Origin of the sequence: Companilactobacillus ginsenosidimutans, assembly GCF_001050475.1 — a bacterium.
Lineage (GTDB): Bacteria > Bacillota > Bacilli > Lactobacillales > Lactobacillaceae > Companilactobacillus > Companilactobacillus ginsenosidimutans.
The window spans coordinates 2,513,018-2,531,903 of the sequence record NZ_CP012034.1; the positions used below are offsets into that span (position 1 = coordinate 2,513,018).

16 protein-coding genes are annotated in these 18,886 nt (G+C 36.7%); 14 read left to right on the top strand and 2 right to left on the bottom strand.

Annotated features, from left to right (window positions below; all coding sequences use genetic code 11):
* Position 1 precedes the first annotated feature (1 nt).
* The 7 genes from ABM34_RS12965 to ABM34_RS12480 all read left to right on the top strand — a co-directional run bounded on the left by ABM34_RS12965 (position 2) and on the right by ABM34_RS12480 (position 5,852).
* Complete coding sequence (locus tag ABM34_RS12965) at positions 2 to 322, top strand: competence type IV pilus major pilin ComGC (protein WP_053084476.1); 321 nt, start codon at positions 2 to 4, stop codon at positions 320 to 322.
* Positions 306 to 731, top strand: coding sequence for a type II secretion system protein (locus tag ABM34_RS12455; RefSeq protein WP_048706186.1), 426 nt, complete (start codon positions 306 to 308; stop codon positions 729 to 731). The genes ABM34_RS12965 and ABM34_RS12455 overlap by 17 nt, the downstream gene beginning before the upstream one ends.
* A complete protein-coding gene (locus tag ABM34_RS12460; RefSeq protein WP_048706188.1) occupies positions 715 to 999 on the top strand; it encodes a hypothetical protein in 285 nt (94 codons plus the stop codon). Before ABM34_RS12455 ends, ABM34_RS12460 begins: the two co-directional genes overlap by 17 nt.
* Positions 914 to 1,471 (top strand): competence type IV pilus minor pilin ComGF, encoded by a 558-nt coding sequence (locus tag ABM34_RS12465; RefSeq protein ID WP_157023343.1) that lies wholly within the window; start codon positions 914 to 916, stop codon positions 1,469 to 1,471. The genes ABM34_RS12460 and ABM34_RS12465 overlap by 86 nt, the downstream gene beginning before the upstream one ends.
* A 223-nt stretch (positions 1,472 to 1,694) precedes the next feature.
* Entirely contained in the window at positions 1,695 to 2,714 is a 1,020-nt protein-coding gene (locus ABM34_RS12470) for a class I SAM-dependent methyltransferase (protein WP_048706192.1), read from the top strand.
* Positions 2,715 to 2,722: 8 nt separating this feature from the next.
* A complete protein-coding gene (locus ABM34_RS12475; protein WP_048706193.1) occupies positions 2,723 to 3,910 on the top strand; it encodes an acetate/propionate family kinase in 1,188 nt (395 codons plus the stop codon).
* A gap of 265 nt (positions 3,911 to 4,175) precedes the next feature.
* A complete protein-coding gene (locus ABM34_RS12480) occupies positions 4,176 to 5,852 on the top strand; it encodes an oleate hydratase (RefSeq protein WP_048706194.1) in 1,677 nt (558 codons plus the stop codon).
* Between the two features lie 1,016 nt (positions 5,853 to 6,868).
* Here ABM34_RS12480 and ABM34_RS12485 read toward each other — a convergent pair.
* The gene (locus ABM34_RS12485) at positions 6,869 to 7,600 is read right to left on the bottom strand and encodes a glucosamine-6-phosphate deaminase (RefSeq protein ID WP_048706195.1); all 732 of its coding nucleotides are present in this window, start codon (positions 7,598 to 7,600) and stop codon (positions 6,869 to 6,871) included.
* 214 nt (positions 7,601 to 7,814) lie between these two features.
* Between ABM34_RS12485 and ABM34_RS12490 the strand changes: the two genes are divergently transcribed.
* The 5 genes from ABM34_RS12490 to adhE all read left to right on the top strand — a co-directional run bounded on the left by ABM34_RS12490 (position 7,815) and on the right by adhE (position 16,310).
* Positions 7,815 to 9,680, top strand: a complete 1,866-nt coding sequence (locus ABM34_RS12490) for a PTS mannitol transporter subunit IIBC (RefSeq protein WP_048706196.1) — start codon at positions 7,815 to 7,817, stop codon at positions 9,678 to 9,680.
* A 22-nt stretch (positions 9,681 to 9,702) separates the two neighbouring features.
* Positions 9,703 to 11,787 carry a BglG family transcription antiterminator gene (locus tag ABM34_RS12495; RefSeq protein ID WP_048706197.1) on the top strand — a complete coding sequence of 695 codons (2,085 nt, stop codon included), beginning with the start codon at positions 9,703 to 9,705 and terminating at the stop codon, positions 11,785 to 11,787.
* A 4-nt stretch (positions 11,788 to 11,791) separates the two neighbouring features.
* Positions 11,792 to 12,235, top strand: a complete 444-nt coding sequence (locus ABM34_RS12500) for a PTS mannitol transporter subunit IIA (RefSeq protein WP_048706198.1) — start codon at positions 11,792 to 11,794, stop codon at positions 12,233 to 12,235.
* A 1-nt stretch (position 12,236) separates the two neighbouring features.
* Positions 12,237 to 13,400, top strand: coding sequence for a mannitol-1-phosphate 5-dehydrogenase (locus tag ABM34_RS12505; protein ID WP_048706199.1), 1,164 nt, complete (start codon positions 12,237 to 12,239; stop codon positions 13,398 to 13,400).
* 309 nt (positions 13,401 to 13,709) lie between these two features.
* Positions 13,710 to 16,310 (top strand): bifunctional acetaldehyde-CoA/alcohol dehydrogenase, encoded by a 2,601-nt coding sequence (adhE, locus tag ABM34_RS12510; RefSeq protein WP_048706200.1) that lies wholly within the window; start codon positions 13,710 to 13,712, stop codon positions 16,308 to 16,310.
* Positions 16,311 to 16,392: 82 nt separating this feature from the next.
* Here the strand turns inward: adhE and ABM34_RS12515 are convergent, their stop codons facing one another.
* Positions 16,393 to 16,911, bottom strand: coding sequence for a MarR family winged helix-turn-helix transcriptional regulator (locus ABM34_RS12515; protein WP_048706201.1), 519 nt, complete (start codon positions 16,909 to 16,911; stop codon positions 16,393 to 16,395).
* 142 nt (positions 16,912 to 17,053) lie between these two features.
* Between ABM34_RS12515 and ABM34_RS12520 the strand changes: the two genes are divergently transcribed.
* On the top strand, positions 17,054 to 17,989 hold the full coding sequence (locus tag ABM34_RS12520; RefSeq protein ID WP_048706203.1) for an ATP-binding cassette domain-containing protein: 936 nt from the start codon (positions 17,054 to 17,056) through the stop codon (positions 17,987 to 17,989).
* Positions 17,990 to 18,007: 18 nt separating this feature from the next.
* Positions 18,008 to 18,784 (top strand): ABC transporter permease, encoded by a 777-nt coding sequence (locus ABM34_RS12525; protein WP_048706204.1) that lies wholly within the window; start codon positions 18,008 to 18,010, stop codon positions 18,782 to 18,784.
* Positions 18,785 to 18,886 lie beyond the last annotated feature (102 nt).

The following is an 18,886-nucleotide window of genomic DNA, read 5'->3' on the forward strand; positions in this document are numbered from 1 at the left end:
AATGACAAAACGAAAAAGAAAAGGTTTCACCCTAATTGAAATGGTAATCGTAATGTTTATTATTTCAGTGTTACTAATGCTTGTGATTCCTAATGTAGTTGAACAAAGAAATAACGCAGAGAAACATTCTGCAGATGCATTTATCAGAACAGTTCAAACAGTTGTTGACATGGATTCTTATGGCGAAACTCCGATAACCACTCAGTCTGCATTACTGGATAAACTTACAAAGGATCAAAAAGAGCGATTCCAAAAATTGAATTTGATTTATGATACGACTTCTCGAACAGTAAAGGTCGATTCAAATGGAGCAAAACACTAAACGTAGAGGCTTTACTTTAGTTGAAGCTGCATTAACATTGCTTATCTTCTGTTCATTAGTCCTAATTGGAACTTTACAAGTCAAGAACTACCAGGAATCTACTGAAGAAAAATTGGCTTTAAAAAGTTTTGAAGATGACTGGAAGAACGCTTTAAATGAAGGTTATCTTCGAAATTACAATGTAATTGTTGATGTGCTTGATGACCGAGTTATCTTCATCCGAGATGGCAATCGACATGATGTTCTACTTCCCAAAACACTTTCACCTACTAAGCAATTAGCAATAAATGTTTCTAGATCTGGTGAAACTCGTCCTAAAACAATCGAATTTAAATCAACCAAATCACATAAAATTTACACTTATACAATTCAGTTGAACTGGGGGCTGTTACTTGAGAAGGCAACGTAAAGGATTTTTGCTGATAGAGTCATTAATGGCTTTGGCAATTGCACTTTTGATTGTGACGACAATGACAGTCACAGTTACAGCTGAATTTGAAAAGCTTAGAGATTTAGAAGCAAAGACTACCTCCCATAAGTTGATGCTTCAACGTTTAACAAACACTGATCTGCCCAATCAGGTGACTATTAATGGAAAGAGATATTCTATTCAACAAAATTCACACAACATCAAAATCCTTAATCAAAAAAATAAATCATTTGAACTCAAATGGTAAGAAACGTGCTGGTTTCTTATTAAGTGAAGCGTTATTGGCACTATTCGTCACCTCCCTAACAGTAGGAGTCATTAACGGTTGCTTGACATTATCCCACAAAGCAATGGAACTTAATGCCAGTGAAAATATCCGGATGCACGTTGTTCAAGAAAAACTAGAAGATTATTTTCGGGGTCAAAATTTTGAGTCGAAAAATATTCATCCTGATAGTTTAGATTTTGATAGAATTGTTAAATCTAAAAATATGATTAAGCACAAAACTCTTCAGTTGGATTCAAAACGCATCTACCTGCTGCGGCTATTTGATACTGACGGGGGATTTGAACCAATCCTTGATCACGTTCAAAAGATTAGATTTAACAAACTTAGTTCTTCAATTCGAATCTTGATTAAACTTACGAACGGAAAAGAAACGGAAATATATTTACATGAAATTACTTTCGACAAAAAGGTCAGCAACAATACTACTTAACGCGATATTAATTTTCACAATATCTATGATTGTTATTTTATATACGACCCAAAGATTCGACGAGAGTTTGAAGAACTACATATTGCTAGATCAAAGATATCAAAAGGAAATACGTAGTAAATTGAATAATTCTTCGACAATTAAATTTTTGGAACATGAAAACGCTTGAATAATGTGAAAATCAACGTTAAAATTTTAATATCATGTGCAAAGAGGTTTTTTAATGGCAGAAGAAAATGAAATGCAGAATTACTATGAATTAATGAATCAGGCCTCAACTTTGCTTCAAAAATCGTTGGGAAGTAGTTACACAGATTCATTAGCTGAAACATTGACTAATCTTGCGGATGGTAAGGTGTATGTCGAAAATGGCGCACCTGATGCAGAAACTGTTGCAAAACTTGAAAGCTTATATTCACAAATTAAAGAAATTAGTCTTACTCAAGTACAATTGAAGCAAGCTATTTCGGTGAATATTATTCAAGCACAACGCCAAGATAAAGTTGAAGTTAATAAGTTGATGACTCCAGATGCAATTGGCTTGTTGACTAGTTTGATTGCTTTTGAAATCTTTTCTTCGATGAAGAAAAGTAAAATCAATTTAGTTGATCCTACTGTTGGGACTGGTAACTTGTTAATTGAATTCATCGAACAAATGCAAATGGCCGGTGATTTTGAGTTTAATGTTGCTGGAATTGACAATGATGAAACTCTCCTGGGATTAGCCAAGTCTTTCTCAGAAGTTATGAATTTGAATTTGGATGCATATCATCAGGATGGAATTGCCGAGTGGGATATCACTGATATCGATTTAGCGATTGCTGATTTACCAGTTGGATATTATCCGATTGACGATAATGCTGCTAAGTTTAAAACAAAGGCTGAAGAAGGACACTCATATGCTCATCATTTGTTGATTGAACAAACAATGAACAATTTGAATGATGGCGGTTTAGGAATATTTATTGTTCCTTCAGCCATTTTCCAAACTGACCAAGCTAAAAAGTTGTCAGAATGGATGGTCTCAAATGTTTATCTTCAAGCAGTTCTAGACTTGCCATCAAACTTATTTGCTTCAAAAGAAGCTCAAAAGGCAATTGTTATTTTACAGAAACACGGTGGCAATTCAGAACAAGCGAGTGATGTTTTGATGGGAACAATTCCCGAAACAAATAATGTTAAAGATTTTGAAGAATTTAGGAATCAAGTACAAGAATGGGCAAGAAATAACTTCAAAGGATAGGTGTAAAGATGTCGAAGGTTATCGCAGTAAACTCAGGAAGTTCAACTCTAAAATGGAAATTGTATTCAGTTCCTGACGAAACAGTCATTGCTTCAGGAATGGTTGATCGTCTAGGACTTTCTGATTCAATTTTTAAAGTAAAATATAATGGTGAAAAGACTAGTGAAACAGGTGATATTCCTGATCACAAGACAGCCGTAACGAAAATGCTTAAAAAGCTTTTGGAACTTAATATTATTAAAGATTATTCGGAAATTACCGGTGTTGGTCATCGTGTAGTTGCCGGTGGGAATATCTTTAAAGATTCTGCAGTCGTAACTCCAAAAGTTCTCCAACAAATTAAAGACTTAGCTGAATTTGCTCCATTGCATAATCCTGGACAAGCCTATGGTATTGAAGCCTTTCAAGAAATTCTACCCGATGTACCACAAGTAGCAGTTTTCGATACATCATTCCATCAAACAATGGATCCTGTTAATTACCTATATAGTGTTCCTTATGAATACTATGAAAAATATGGTGTACGTAAATTTGGTGCCCATGGTACTAGTCACAGATTCGTATCTGCTCGTGCTGCTGAATTTCTTGGCAAACCACTAGAAGATTTAAAACTTATTTCACTTCACCTTGGAAGTGGTGCATCAATTGACGCCATTAAAGGTGGTAAATCAGTAGATACATCAATGGGATTCACTCCACTTGCTGGTATCACAATGAGTACTCGTTCAGGTGACCTTGATCCTTCATTGTTTGCTTACTTGATGAAGAAACTCAAATTATCAGATCCACAAGATATGGTTGATATCTTGAATGAAAAATCAGGTTTACTTGGTATCTCTGGAGTTTCACCTGATATGCGTGACATCATTGCTACAAAGGATGAGAACAAACGCTCACAATTGGCTATCGATATTTTTGTTAACCGTATTGTTAAGTATGTTGGTTCATACATTGCCTTGATGAATGGTGTCGACGTAATTCTATTCACAGCCGGAATGGGTGAAGCAAACTCATGGATTCGTGAATTAATTATGAAACAATTCGCATACATGGGTGTTAAAGAAGATAAAGATGCCAACGAAAGTGGCAAAGGCATCCGCAAGATCAGTTCGGATGATTCATCAGTTGACGTATTAGTAGTTCCAACCGACGAAGAATTGATGATTGTTCGTGATGTATTGAGACTTACAAAATAATTTTCGAGAATCCAGTTAATTCTGGATTCTTTTTTTATGCAAAAATTAGATAAGATTTTACTGTATTTAAAGTATTTATCATCTGATAAACATCTAAATACGACCTTGTCCGACAATACTGAACTTTTATCTCAAATGTCATTTATCAAAAAATATAGTATATTTTTATTACTTTTCAATACAATTAATTATGAAACCCTTTACAATGGATACAAATATAGATATATTTAAGTCGTAAAGAGGTCTTCGAAAGGGAGGTTCCATAATGACACGAAAAGCATATATGATCGGTACAGGTATTGGTAACTTAGCTGCCGGAATTTATTTAATTCGTGATGGTGGTTTTAAAGGCGATCAGATCACTATGATGGGTTTGGAAACACACGGTGCCAATGATGGTGCTGCTGCAGCTGACTATGCAAATGAATATAGTAATCAAGCACTATCTAACTCAAAAGGATTCTTAGCAAAAGGTGGACGTATGTTGAACGAAGAAACATACGAAAACTTATGGGATTTGATGCGTTCAGTACCTTCACTAGATAATCCAGGTCAAACAGTAACTGACGATATATTGAATTTTGACCACGCACATCCAACACATGATGTTGGCCGTTTAATTGATAGAAAAGGTCCAAGAATCAATCCAGGCAAAGACAATTATCGTCACATGCAATTCAATAATAAAGAACGTGCATTACTTTCTAAATTGATGTTAATGCCTGAAAAAGATGAAGAGAAACTCAACAATATTAGTATTGCTGAGTGGTTCCAAAGCTCACCACACTTCTGGTCAACAAACTTCTGGCACATGTGGCAAACAACATTTGCATTCAAACGTGCAAGTTCAGCTATGGAATTACGTCGTTACATGAACCGTATGATTCTTGAATTTACAAGAATTAATACTTTGGAAGGTGTCACAAGAACGCCTTATAACCAATACGAAAGTTTGATTTTGCCAATGCGCAAATACTTGGAAGATCGTGGAGTTACATTTATCGATAATCGAAAAGTAACTGATCTTGAATTCAAGGATACTGCATTACAAGATGAAATTATCGTTACCGGCATCAAGTATGAAGAAGTCGATAATGACAATAAAGAAGGACACATTGACGTTGCCGAAAATGATATGGTCTTCGACACTAATGGTTCAATTACAGACAGTTCATCAATTGGTAGCTGGGACAAACCAGTTGTCGAAAATATGGAATATGCACCAAGTGCAATGCTGTGGAAGAAAGCAGCCAGCAAGTTCTATTCATTAGGACAACCTGACAAATTCTTCAACGACAGAACTCAAAGTGAATGGTACAGTTTCACAATTACAACTAATAACCATTTGCTATTGGAAAACATTGCTAGAATCACACAACAACAACCAGGTAATGCGCTAAATACTTGGATTGACAGCACACCATTAATGTCAATCGTTGTACACCACCAACCACATTTCCACGCTCAAAAACCAAATGAAACAGTACTATGGGGCTACTTCATGTATCCACGTAGGAATGGTGACTTTGTTCAAAAACCAGTTATCGAAATGACAGGTGAAGAAGTTCTTGATGAATTCTTAGGACAATTAGCATCAGTCGATCCAGCAAAAGACAATATCCGCAATCACATGGATGAAATTAAAAAGAGCATCGTCAACTGTATTCCAGTTTACATGCCATATGCCAGTGCATTGTTCAATCAACGTGCAGTCGGAGATCGTCCAGATGTAGTTCCAAAGCACAGCAAGAACTTAGCATTCATCAGTCAATTCTGTGAGCAACCATTTGATATGGTATTTACAGAGCAGTATTCATATCGTGCAGCGCAAAGAGCCGTCTACACATTCTTAGGAATTCCTTTGACAGAAATGACACCAATGCACCACTACGAAAAGGATCCAAAGATTATGGCTAAAGCCGCAAAGACAATGTTCCGTTAAAAAAATCCAACTCCAAATGAGGTAAAACATTATGAAAAAATTTCTAAAGTTTGTTTTTAAATTGACACTTTTGACTTCTGTTATCGGTGCAATAGTATTTTTCGGTGGTAAGAAGTTACTTGAGTAGGTTTGTATTGTAAAAAACTGAATAGGTGTTAATGTGCCGATTCCGAAGTGAAATCGATTTTTGGGCTGGAACGCTGCCGGGACCGTTTGAAGCCATTTCATAGTTCGAAATGTCTCCAAAGCGACCCTTTCACTAAGCTGACTTTGTCAGCAAAGTGAAATCTGGCGGCTGAGCCCAAATCGATTTCACTTCTCCATCTGAATAGAACTTTGTTTTTACAATTTGTGTGAATTTAAAATTGGCGAGATAGATGTTCTGTTCTTTAGTATCGGATAATACTATTTAAAAACCTAAATTCGTTCCAAAGACAAGATTGAGACAGTTTTCTGTTTTGAACTTGTCTTTTTTTGTCTAATTGTTCAGGTAAAAGGAAACATTAGACGCGAAAAGGGAAATAAGAGTCCTGAATTTGCATCAAAAAATTCAGAACTCTTATTCTAAATAAATTGAAATGTAAAACACTACAATTGTCTAACCCAAAATTTTAGGAGCCCGCAAAATAGACATTCAGCGTCAATGTCATAAACGGAGAGAACCAGGATTTACATACTTCGAATCCCGTGATTTATATGAAATATAGCCTGGAGGTGGAGTACTACGGGGAGCCAGCCGTGACATCCTTGATTGTTCGTTGGCGTAGCCAACAATAAAACTGTTGCGCACGAGCTTTAGCTCGTACGTTCATTTGTAAGTTGCGCCGGCGAAGTCCGGTGTTACAGCAAGGCAATTCTGAAGACCGCACTTTGGCTTCAGAATTCGCCCATGGCGTTCCGCCCCCGTAGTACGGAACCTCCAGGCGGCATTCCACCACCAACCAAAACGCACCGAATACAATAAAAAAAATCCTCGTCACGGAGTGGCGGGGATTTTATCAGTTGAACTCTAATCTCTAGTTAATTTTCTCATCAATAGATGAATCGGCTAACTTGCTTGCGGCAGCAGTATCAACGATAACAGTAACATCATCTTTTTGTTGAAGAACTGATGCAGGACATTCGTTAGTAACAGGTCCTTCAATCATACCCTTAACAGCATCAGCTTTTTCAGTACCGAATGCCATAAGTACAATCTTCTTGCTCTTCAAGATTGAACCAATACCCATTGAGTAAGCAAACTTAGGAACATCTTCTTCGTTGTCGAAGAAACGTGCATTTGCTTCGATAGTTGATTCTGTTAATGGAACTTTTCTTGTTTCAGCGTCGAAAGGAGATCCAGGTTCGTTGAAACCAATGTGACCATTACGACCTAAGCCAAGTACTTGAAGGTCGATAGGGTTGTCGGCGATAACCTTGTTGTAACGTTTTGTTTCTTCTTCTGGATCTTTTGCCAAACCATCAGGTACGAAAGTCTTAGCAAATGGCTTCTTGTCGAACAAGTTTACTTGCATGAAGTGACGGTAACTTTGTTCGTCGTCAGGTGCTGCACCAACATATTCGTCTAAGTTAACTGATGTCATATTTGAAAAATCAACATCACTGTTAACCATATATTTGTACATGGCTACTGGAGTACTACCAGTTGCTAGGCCTAGAATCTTAGCACCATTGTCCATTTCTTCTTTAATTAATTCAAAGGCTTTCTTGCCTGCTACATCATTATTACTAGTTACGATAACTTTCATCGTTTAATCCCCTTTCAGAATTAGTTACTCTACCGCTTTGGTATAGTCCAATTATAAAATGTGACTCAATTTAAGTCAACCACTTAAGTAGATGAAAACGTATTCACAAATATTTGTCATAAAATTTTGTGCCAAAGCTCCCGTTGATGACATTTTGGTAAGCGTATACACTAAATCTTGTAAGCGGTTAAAGTGCTTGAAAGGGGAGTCGAAATTGGAAGCAACTTCTAGTGTAGATGAAAATGTAGAAGCTAAGAAAAAAGAAAAAACTTCTATAAAAACAAAATTACAACGTTTCGGAAGTAAGTTATCCGGAATGGTTATGCCAAACATTGGTGCATTCATTGCTTGGGGACTTATTACAGCCTTGTTTATGAAATCAGGTTGGTTACCCAATGCGCAATTAGCAAAAATGATCACACCAATGGTTACATACTTACTACCATTATTAATTGGTTTTACTGGTGGTAATGTCATTGACGGTCACCGTGGTGGTGTCGTTGGTGCAATTTCAACAATGGGTGTCATCGTTGGAACAAATATTCCTATGTTTATTGGTGCCATGGTTATGGGTCCATTAGGTGGATGGTCAATCAAGAAATTTGATGAGTGGGCACAACCTAGAACTAAACAAGGTTTTGAAATGTTGGTTAACAACTTCTCAGCCGGAATTCTAGGAATGATTTTAGCCATCATCGGATTCTTTGGAATCGGACCATTGGTTTCAACATTATCAGGAGCTTTAGCTATCGGTGTTGATTGGATTATTGCTCATAATCTATTACCACTTGCAAACGTAGTTATTGAACCTGCTAAGATTCTATTTTTAAATAACGCAATTAATCAAGGTATTCTAACACCACTTGGAATTCAAGCATCAGCATCAGCTGGTAAATCAATTCTATTCTTGCTTGAACCAGATCCAGGTCCAGGTCTTGGTGTATTGTTGGCATTCATGTTCTTTGGAAAAGGAACAGCCAAGAGTAGTGCTTCTGGTGCTGCCATTATTCACTTCTTCGGTGGTATCCATGAAATCTACTTCCCATACGTACTTATGAAACCAGCATTGTTCTTATCAGTTATCGGTGGTGGTGTTACAGGTACATTTATGTTCAGTCTATTTGGATCAGGTTTGAAAGCATCACCTTCACCAGGTTCAATCATTTCTATCCTATTAATGACTCCAAAGGGTGTCATGAATTATGTAGGTATTTTAGCCGGTGTCACAGCCGCAACTGTCGTCTCATTCTTAATATCAATGGTTATTTTAAAACGTGATAAATCAGACGATGGTGACTTAGCTGCCAGTCAAGCAGCCTTGTCTAGTGAAAAAGCATCAGCAAAGGGTCAAGCCTCAGCAGACGCTTCAGGTACACAAGCTTCAACAGATTCAGCAAAAGCAATTTTAGCAACAGCAAATGAAGTTAACCACATTATCTTCGCTTGTGATGCCGGAATGGGATCATCAGCAATGGGTGCTTCAATTTTAAGAGACAAAGTTAAGAAGGCTGGATTGAACTTATCAGTTACAAATACAGCTATTAATAATTTGAAAGATGAATCAGGATTATTGGTCGTTACACAAGATGAATTAGCAGATCGTGCACTTACAAAGACACCATCAGCTGTTCACGTGGCAGTTGAGAACTTCTTGAATTCACCTAAATATGATGAAATCGTTGCCGGTTTGAAGACAAAGGAAGTTTCTGGAGCAGACACTGCACCAAAAGCAAAGCCTACATCAACAGATTCAGCAGACGATAAAGCAGAAACGAATTTACAAGATATTGATGTTTCAAAAATTAAAGTAATTGACTTTATTCACCATGACCAAAATGTTGGTTCAGCCACAATGGGTCGTTCAATCTTCAAAGACAATATGAAGAAAGCTGGTCTTGAGAATATCAAGGTTCAACACGTTTCAGTCGGTGAAGTTGATGACAAAGATTCAATCTTAGTTATCGCAAGTCGTGATACAGCAAAACGTATCAAACTATCATTCAAGAACGTTCAAGTTCTTGTTGTCGATAGTCTAATAGATCCTCCCGAATATGATAAACTTATTTCTGAAATGAAATAAATTTATTAGGGATGGAAAATAAATGGATTTATCAAATAGAGAATCTGAAATCACATTACTTTTGCTTAGAAATCCTCAAGGGTTGAATGTTTCTGATTTGACGAAAGGGATCAATGTCAGCAAGAGAACGATTTATCGGGAATTATCCAGTCTTGAAACTATGTTGGCTCGGCTAGCCATTCAGTTAACAAAAACTGACGGGTTATACCACTTAGTTGGCAACAAGGATAGTTTCAATGAACTACGCAATGTTTTGACGCAATCTGATACTCAAACAATATTAACTTCAGTTGCTACTCGGCAAAGTGCAATTGTTTGTAAATTATTAACAGTAGATACAGTCATCACAATACAATCTTTGGCAGATGAGTTTGAAGTCAGTACGACAACTATTACGCAAGACCTTAAAACGATTGAACCGATCTTTAATGACTACGAACTCGAATTAGTCCGAATTAAAGCAAAGGGAATCCGCGTTGATGGAAAAGAAAGCAATGTAAGACGAGTTCTTAGTGGAATTTTATCGAGCGAGATCAACGAATACGAGTTTTTCGAATTCGTTGGTCACCTTGATGAGACTTCATCCATTTCAGCAAATTCCTCGCAATATTTCATTAATCTATTAGATTTACATCTATTAAAGTTAGCAAATAACGCAATTCAAAAGCATGTTAAAAATGATTTCGACTCGCTGTCGGATAGCCAGTTGAAACAGTTGATGATTATTTTAACCGTTTCAGCCAGTAGAATCCGGATGGATAAGTTGGTTGGTCAATTCAAGCAAGTTGATAAGAATTCAATTTTTCAATATCAACGAATTGCGATTGATCTATACAACGATTTTGATGAAGACGTTAGAGACAAAATATCTTTGATGGAGTTAGAGTTTATGGCTCAACAAATTCAGGGTATGAGTTTCTCAATTTCAAATAACATTTTGCAAGATGATTATGATTTGCAGTTGTCATACCAAGTTAGAAACCTGATTCAACAAGTTTCAACTAACTTTGATTATGACTTTCAAACTGACGAGACATTGTTCAATGATTTGATGGCCCATGTTGGGTCAGCATTGAAGCGACAAGTTTCACAACTACCAGAAATCAATAATCCTGTATTACAAAATGTGATTGAAAATTATCCTCAATTATACGATGAAGTCATTAATGCAATGGATGAAGTTTTTGCAGGCAGACTGCCTAATAGTGAAGCTGCGTATATCTTGATTCACTTTGCATCCTCATTTGAGCAGCAGCGACAAAACAAACCAATTAGTGCGTTAGTCGTTTGTGCAAATGGGATTGGTACTGCCAAAGTTTTGGAGAGCCGTCTGAAAAAGACTGTTCCCGAAATTAGTCGATATAAAGTTTCGCGGGTGGCGGAACTTAATCATCTTGATTTGAAACAATATGACATTATTCTTTCAACAATTTTTCTACCTGGATTCAAATTGCCTTATAAAGTAATTTCTCCACTATTGCTGAACAACGAAATTGACGAGATCAAAACTTTCTTAAATGAAAGATTCGGTGTAGTTGAAGTTCATGCTAATAAGAAAAATTCGATTGATGTTGATGATGCAATTGAGGAGCTTGATGGCTTGTATAACAAGGTTCAAGTTACTCACCAACTGTTGAACCAAATTGAGGTTAAAACCATTGACAATCGGATGTTCAACCTTCAACAAACGTTATTACTTTTGTCGAGAAGATTGAGACCTGAATTTGTCAGCAATCCTGATCAAGTTGCCACAGCACTTTATCAGCGAATGCAAAAAGCACCGGTTGGATTGCCTAATACTACCATGGCGTTAATCCACACCACCAATGAGGGTGTGCGAAGACCATTCTTCGCACTATATGACTTGACCAATCCAATCCTGATCAAAGGGATGGATTACAAGTCGATGAACTTACAAAGATGTTTATTCATGATTGCACCAAAGGATCTACCACAATTTAGCACGGATTTATTAGGAAGTATTTCTAGTTCGATTATTGATAACGAACTCAATTTGAGAACGTATCAACAAGGAAGTCCCGAGGAAATTAAACAACTAATCGCTAAATTATTTTTGAGAGTTATTAAAGAAGAGGATTGGAAGTGATGTGATGAAGGCTTTAGATAAGAATCTTATCAAGCTTAATCAACAGGCTAAAACTAAAGAGGATGCTATCAAACAAGCAGGGCAATTGCTAGTTGATAACGGAAACGTTGAACCTGGTTACATTGATTCAATGATTGCCAGAAACAAAGACGTATCTGTTTATATGGGTAACTTTATTGCCATACCACATGGAACTGAAGATGGAAAAGACTTTATCAAGAAGACTGGTATCTCAATCGTTCAATATCCAATGGGTGTTGATTTCAGTGATGATCCAGCTGATGAAAAATTAGTCACAGTCGTATTTGGTATTGCCGGATTAAACGGTGAACACTTAGGACTATTATCTTCAATTGCATTATTCTGCAGTGATATTACGAATGTTGAAAAATTAGCTGACGCACAATCAGTTGACGAAGTTATAAATCTATTAAAAGAGGTTGATTAGGATGAAGAACGCAGTACATTTTGGAGCAGGAAATATTGGTAGAGGTTTTATCGGTGAAACTTTAGCATCAAACGGTTATGCAATTCATTTTGTTGATGTTAACTCAACAATTATTGATGCCTTGAATCAACGTCACGAATATGACATTGAATTGGCCGCTGAAGGTCACGAGAAGATTCATGTTGATAACGTTGATGGTATTAACAATAAAGATAACCCTGATGACGTTGTTAAGGCTATTGAGAATACAGATATCGTAACTACAGCTATTGGACCAAAGATTTTGAAGTTCATTGCTGAACTAATTGCTAAGGGTATCAGTGCCCGTAAAGCTAACAACAATACAACTACATTGGATGTCATTGCATGTGAAAACATGATCGGTGGTAGCCAAAGTTTGAAGAAAGAAGTTTACACACATCTTTCAGACGACGACAAGAAGTTTGCTGACCAATATATCGGATTCCCTAATGCTGCCGTTGATCGTATTGTTCCATTACAACACCACGAAGATCCATTGGCAGTTTCAGTTGAACCATTCAAGGAATGGGTTGTTGACGAATCACAAATGAAACACCCAGAAATCAAATTAGACTCAGTTGTCTACGTTAAAGATTTGGAACCATACATCGAACGTAAATTATTCTCAGTTAATACAGGTCACGCTACAGTTGCCTACACAGGTGAATATCTAGGCTACAAGACTATCGGTGATGCTATTGCTGATGACAAAGATTTGAAACAAGTTAAAGGTGCCTTGAAGGAAACTGGTGATCTATTGATCCACAAGTGGAACTTTGACCCAGCAGAACACAAGGCTTATCAAGACAAGATCTTAAGCCGTTTTGAAAACAAGTTTATTTCAGATGATATTCTTAGAGTTGGTCGTACACCAATCCGGAAGTTAGGATTTGACGAAAGATTTATCCGTCCAATTCGTGAACTTAAAGAACGTAATTTGGATTACAGTGTCTTACTAGATACTGTTGGTATGATTTTGACATTTGATGAACCAAAAGATTCAGAAAGTGTTGAATTACAAAAGATGTTGAGAGAAAGCTCACCAAAAGAAGTTATTACAAAGGTAACTGGCTTGAAGGATGAGGACTTAATCAACGAAATTGTTGCATCATACGAAGATAAGGTTAAGGCTACAGAAGCTTAATTAATAAAAAAGAGTGAATTTATTCACTCTTTTTTTGTGCTTAAAATCAGATTTTGTCAATGTAAATGTCTTAATATTTTTCTTCAAAATAATTTTTAAAATATTTTTAGTAATTCTTTGGTAGCAGTAGCTTTAGCTCAGTAACAACGATAATCGCTAATAAAAAAATAAATGTAAGCGTATACATTTGGTGGATCTTTCAAAAATTAATTGAAAATAGTTGCAATGAAAATTTATGGTGTTATGATTGTATGTGAAATAAATAACGTGAACATTTTAACAAACTATTGATTATTTGGAGGATTTCTCATGTTAAAGGATACAAAGAAAGTTACTGATGAAGAAGACGTCGCTACTACTATAGATGCCATGGTTGCTAAGGCTCATAATGCCTTGGATATTATGGATAATTTCACTCAGAAGCAAGTTGATCACATTGTTCACCAAATGGCAATCGCCGGTCTTAACGCCAGCATGCGCTTAGCCAAGCTTGCTTATGAAGAAACAGGTCGTGGTGTTACAGAAGACAAAGTTATTAAGAATATGTTTGCAACCGAAGAAATTTGGCACTCAATCAAACGTGATAAGACAGTCGGAATTATCGAAGACGATAAAGAACATCGTCTAATCAAAGTTGCTGAACCACTTGGTGTTCTTGCTGGTGTTACTCCTGTTACTAATCCAACATCTACTACAATGTTTAAATCATTAATCGCTGTTAAAACACGTAATCCAATTATCTTTGGTTTCCACCCACAGGCTCAAAATTGTTCAGTTGCTGCAGGTAAAGTAATGTATGAAGCAGCAATCAAAGCTGGAGCTCCAGAGGGTATCATCCAATGGATCGACAAACCAAGTATTGAAGCAACATCATATTTAATCAATAACGAAGGTATTGCTAGTGTTCTTGCCACTGGTGGTCCTGGAATGGTCAAAGCAGCTTATTCAACTGGTAAACCTGCTCTTGGTGTTGGACCTGGTAATGGACCAGCTTACATCGAAAAGACAGCTAATATCAGAAGAGCCGTAAATGACATCGTCCTCTCAAAAACTTTTGACAATGGTATGGTTTGTGCTTCTGAAAATAGTGCAATTGTTGATAAAGAAATTTATTCAGACGTTAAGCAAGAACTTGAGAAGATGCACGTATTCTTCTTGAAGAAAGCCGATTACAAAGCTTTAGCAGAAACAATGTTCAGACCTCAAGGTGGTGTCAAAGGACCTATCGCCGGAGCATCAGCTTTGAAGATTGCTAAACTTGCAGGAATCAAGGTACCTGAAGATACAAAAGTATTGGCCGTTGAATTAACTAAGATTGGTGACGACGAACCATTATCAAGTGAAAAGCTTTCTCCAGTAATTTCAATTTACAGATCAACTAGTCATGAAGATGCCTTCAAGAAAGCCGATGCACTCCTTCACCACGGTGGTCTTGGACACACAGCTTCAATTCATACAATGGATGAAAAGCTTGCTACAGAATTTGGCGTTAAGATGCTTGCCAGTCGTGTGTTAGTAAATACACCTTCAGCCATTGGTGGTATCGGTAACCTCTATAATGAAATGATTCCTTCATTAACATTAGGAACAGGTTCATGGGGTAAGAATTCGATTTCCCACAACGTTTCATCATTTGATCTTTTGAACATCAAAACAATTGCTAGACGGAGAAATAACATGCAGTGGATCAAACAACCGAAAGTATACTTTGAAAAAACTTCAGTACGTTATCTTGAAGATATGGAGGGTATCAATCGTGCGATGATCGTCTGCGATCCAACAATGGTTCAACTAGGATATGTTGATACAGTCGTTGATGAGTTGAAACGTAGAAAACATCCAGTTGAATACACATTGTTCTCAGATGTTGAGTACGTAACATCGACTGACATGGTTGGCCGTGGTGTTACTCAAATGAACATTTTCAAACCTGATACAATTATTGCTTTAGGTGGTGGTTCAACTATGAACGCTGCCAAAGATATGTGGTTATTCTACGAGCATCCAGATGTTGATTTATTCGGTGCTGAACAAGGATTTATCGATATTAGAAAGCGTACTTACAAGTTCCCTAAGCCAGAAAAAGCTCAATTTGTTGCTATTCCAACAACATATGGTACTGGTTCAGAAGTAACACCATTCTCAAACATCACTGACAACAGAACAGATGTTAAGTATCCAATTGCTGACTATGCTTTGACACCAGACGTTGCAATCATCGATTCACAATTTGTTGAGTCAATGCCAAAAAACATTGTCGCAATTGCTGGACTTGAAGTTTTGAACAATGCGGTTGAATCATTCGTCTCAAATATGGCTTCAGATTATACACGTCCATATGCTATGCAAGCTTTGAAACTAGTTGTAGATAACTTGAAGAAAGCCTATGACGGCGACGTTGATGCTCAAGCAGAATTGCACAATGCATCAACATTAGCAGGGATGTCATTCGCCAATGCCTTTGCCGGAATTGGACACTCATTAGCAGATGTCTTATACAACGAATTTGGTCTCTCACATGGTTTAGGCGTTATCATTTCACTTCCACAAGTAATCAGATATAACTTCAAGCAACCAACAAAGATTGCGATGTGGCCAAAATATGAGCACTTCAGAGCTGATGAAGATTATGCTTCACTAGCTAAGTACATTGGACTCCAAGGTACAAGTAATGAAGAATTAAAAGAGGCTTTGATTAAAGAAATTGTTGATTTGGCTCACTCAGTTAACATCAAACTTAGTTTGAAAGACCACGGAGTAGATAAGAAACAATTCGATAACAAAGTTGATGAACTATCAGAATTAGCCTTTGGAGATCAATTCTCATTTGCTAATCCAAAAGAACCGCTAATTGCTGAATTAAAAGATATCCTTGTTGATGAATATTCAGGCAAGAATGTCGAAAAATAAACGTAATTCCGAATACGTTTGGTAAAAATATATTATTTTGTAAAAAAAGTATCCTCTGATTTTTTCAGGGGATACTTTTTTGCTATAGAAACCAGTCACGAACAGTATCACTAACTGTCTTCTGGAATTTACTAAACCAAGTGGGGTTGGTAGTTTTAATTTTTTCGTACAGGTCATTATTGATTTTGGTGAATATCGAGATGAGTTGATCTAATTCTTCATCACTCAAGTTCTGGATATATTCGGGAATTTCAGCAGTCTGAGAACTGGCATTTTCTCGTCCAGATTCAGTTAATTTAATAATGGAAACTCGACGATCTTCTTTGGATTTTTCTTTAGTGACGAATCCTTTTTTGACGAGTTTTCCGACGAATTCAGCAGTAGATTGAGCAGTTAGATTTAGCCTACTGGCGAGTTCTTTTTGAGAAAGTCCATCTTCTTGTGACAGGGCAAGCAAAATTTTTCCTTGTCCTTTAAAGAGTGGTTGATTATCTTCATAGTCGGAATGTCCCAGTCGTGTGACATCGTTAGCAATATGACGTACCATATCGAATTCAATAAGTTTTTCGGCAGCTTGTTTTTGTTTTGATAAATTTGGCATTAGATTAGCCTCCATAAATCATTATACTGATACTTTTTAAAAAATAAAGGACAGGGTACTTGATTAATTAAACAGGTACCCTTATAATCGAAATTAATCAGGTAGCCTGATTAAAAACAATCGAGATATAGAGGCATTACTAATGGAAAATATGAATGCAATAGAAGTTGAAGGTTTAACAAAAAAATTTGGTAATAATACAGCAGTTGATAATATCTCATTCGAAGTTAAGGCTGGTGAAGTGTTTGGACTCTTAGGTCCAAATGGTGCCGGCAAGACCACCACATTACGAATGATGACGACTTTATTAAAACAAGATTTTGGCACTGTTAAAATTTTTGGTCACGATACATTAAAAGAAAGTCGTATCGCCAGATCAATGTTTGGATTAACTGGACAGTACGCTTCTGTAGATGAAGATATTTCGGCTCGTGAAAATTTGATGATTTTTTCGAGACTTAATGGATTATCCAAGAATGAGGCAAAATCTAGAACAGACGAATTATTGGAAGAATTCTCACTAGTAAATTCAGCGGACAAGAGTTTGAAGAATTTTTCTGGAGGGATGCGCCGCAGATTAGACTTAGCAGTCAGTCTGATAACTAGACCATCCTTAATCTTTTTAGATGAACCTACCACAGGATTGGATCCAAGAACGAGAATGCAAATGTGGGACACGATTCGAGAACTAGTAGATCAAGGATCCACAATTATCTTAACCACTCAATACTTGGATGAAGCTGACCAATTGGCAGATCGAATAGCGGTTATCGATCATGGGAAATTAGTCAAAATAGGGACACCGGATGAGCTTAAGAAAAATATTGGTGGTACAAAATTACAGTTTCAAGTTGATGAAAAAGAAGATATTCCAGATTTAAAAAATGTCCTAGAAAATCAGCTTTCACTTGAATCAACTTTTAGCGGAAACCAAGTACAGGTCATTATGAGTGAGAAAAATCAATTAGTGACAATTTTGAACGTATTGGATGAAAATAATATTTCGTTTAGCCACTTAATTGTGCAAGATCCTTCATTGGACGACGTATTTATGAGTTTGACAGTTGGAAAGAATTAAAGAATAGGAGAAAAAATTATGGACTTAGAAAGACACAGCGGCAATTTGGTAATGAATACCACAACAATGGCATATCGCAATTTATTAAAGACGATACACAATCCTGACAGATTCATGGATGTAATTATCCAACCAATCTTATTCATGTTGATGTTCGGATATTTATTTGGTGGAGCAATTTCGGGTAGTGTTAAAGCTTACCTGCCAACAATTGTTCCCGGTATCTTGATTCAAACAATGTTATCAGCAGCATCTGGATCGGGTTCACAAATCAGAGAAGACTTAGACTCAGGTATTTATGACAGATTCAAATCTTTGCCAATGGCTCACATCGCACCTTTGGCAGGTCAACTTTTCGCCGATATTTTGAGATTGATTATTGCAGCAACTGTATCATTAACAACTGGCTTTGTTATGGGCTGGAGACCTGCATCAGGTTTTGGTGGAGTAGTAATGTGCGCTCTTCTAGCAATCTTTATGGGTTGGGCAATTTCATGGATTTTCGCATTATTAGGATTGCTGGCCAAAAATGCTGAGACAGTTTCAAGTTTGTCATTAATTACTATGTTAGTTTTAGCCTTTGTTTCAAACGCATTTGTTCCTATCAAATCAATGACAAAGACAATGCAGTTTTTCGCATATATGAACCCTGTAACATACGTTGTCACAGCAATTAGACAAGTTTTGTCTACAGGAACACTAACACATGAAGCATTATTAGTTCTGTTCTTTGGTATCGGTGTAGTAGCAATTTTCGCTCCACTGACAGTACTCGCATATAATCACAACAATTAAGAAAAATTTATTTTGAAAATATAGTCCTTATTGAGGGCTTTATTTTTTTGAAATTGTTGCCATTTTGATATGATTAATGAGTAAACTTTTGAGAGGGAGTAC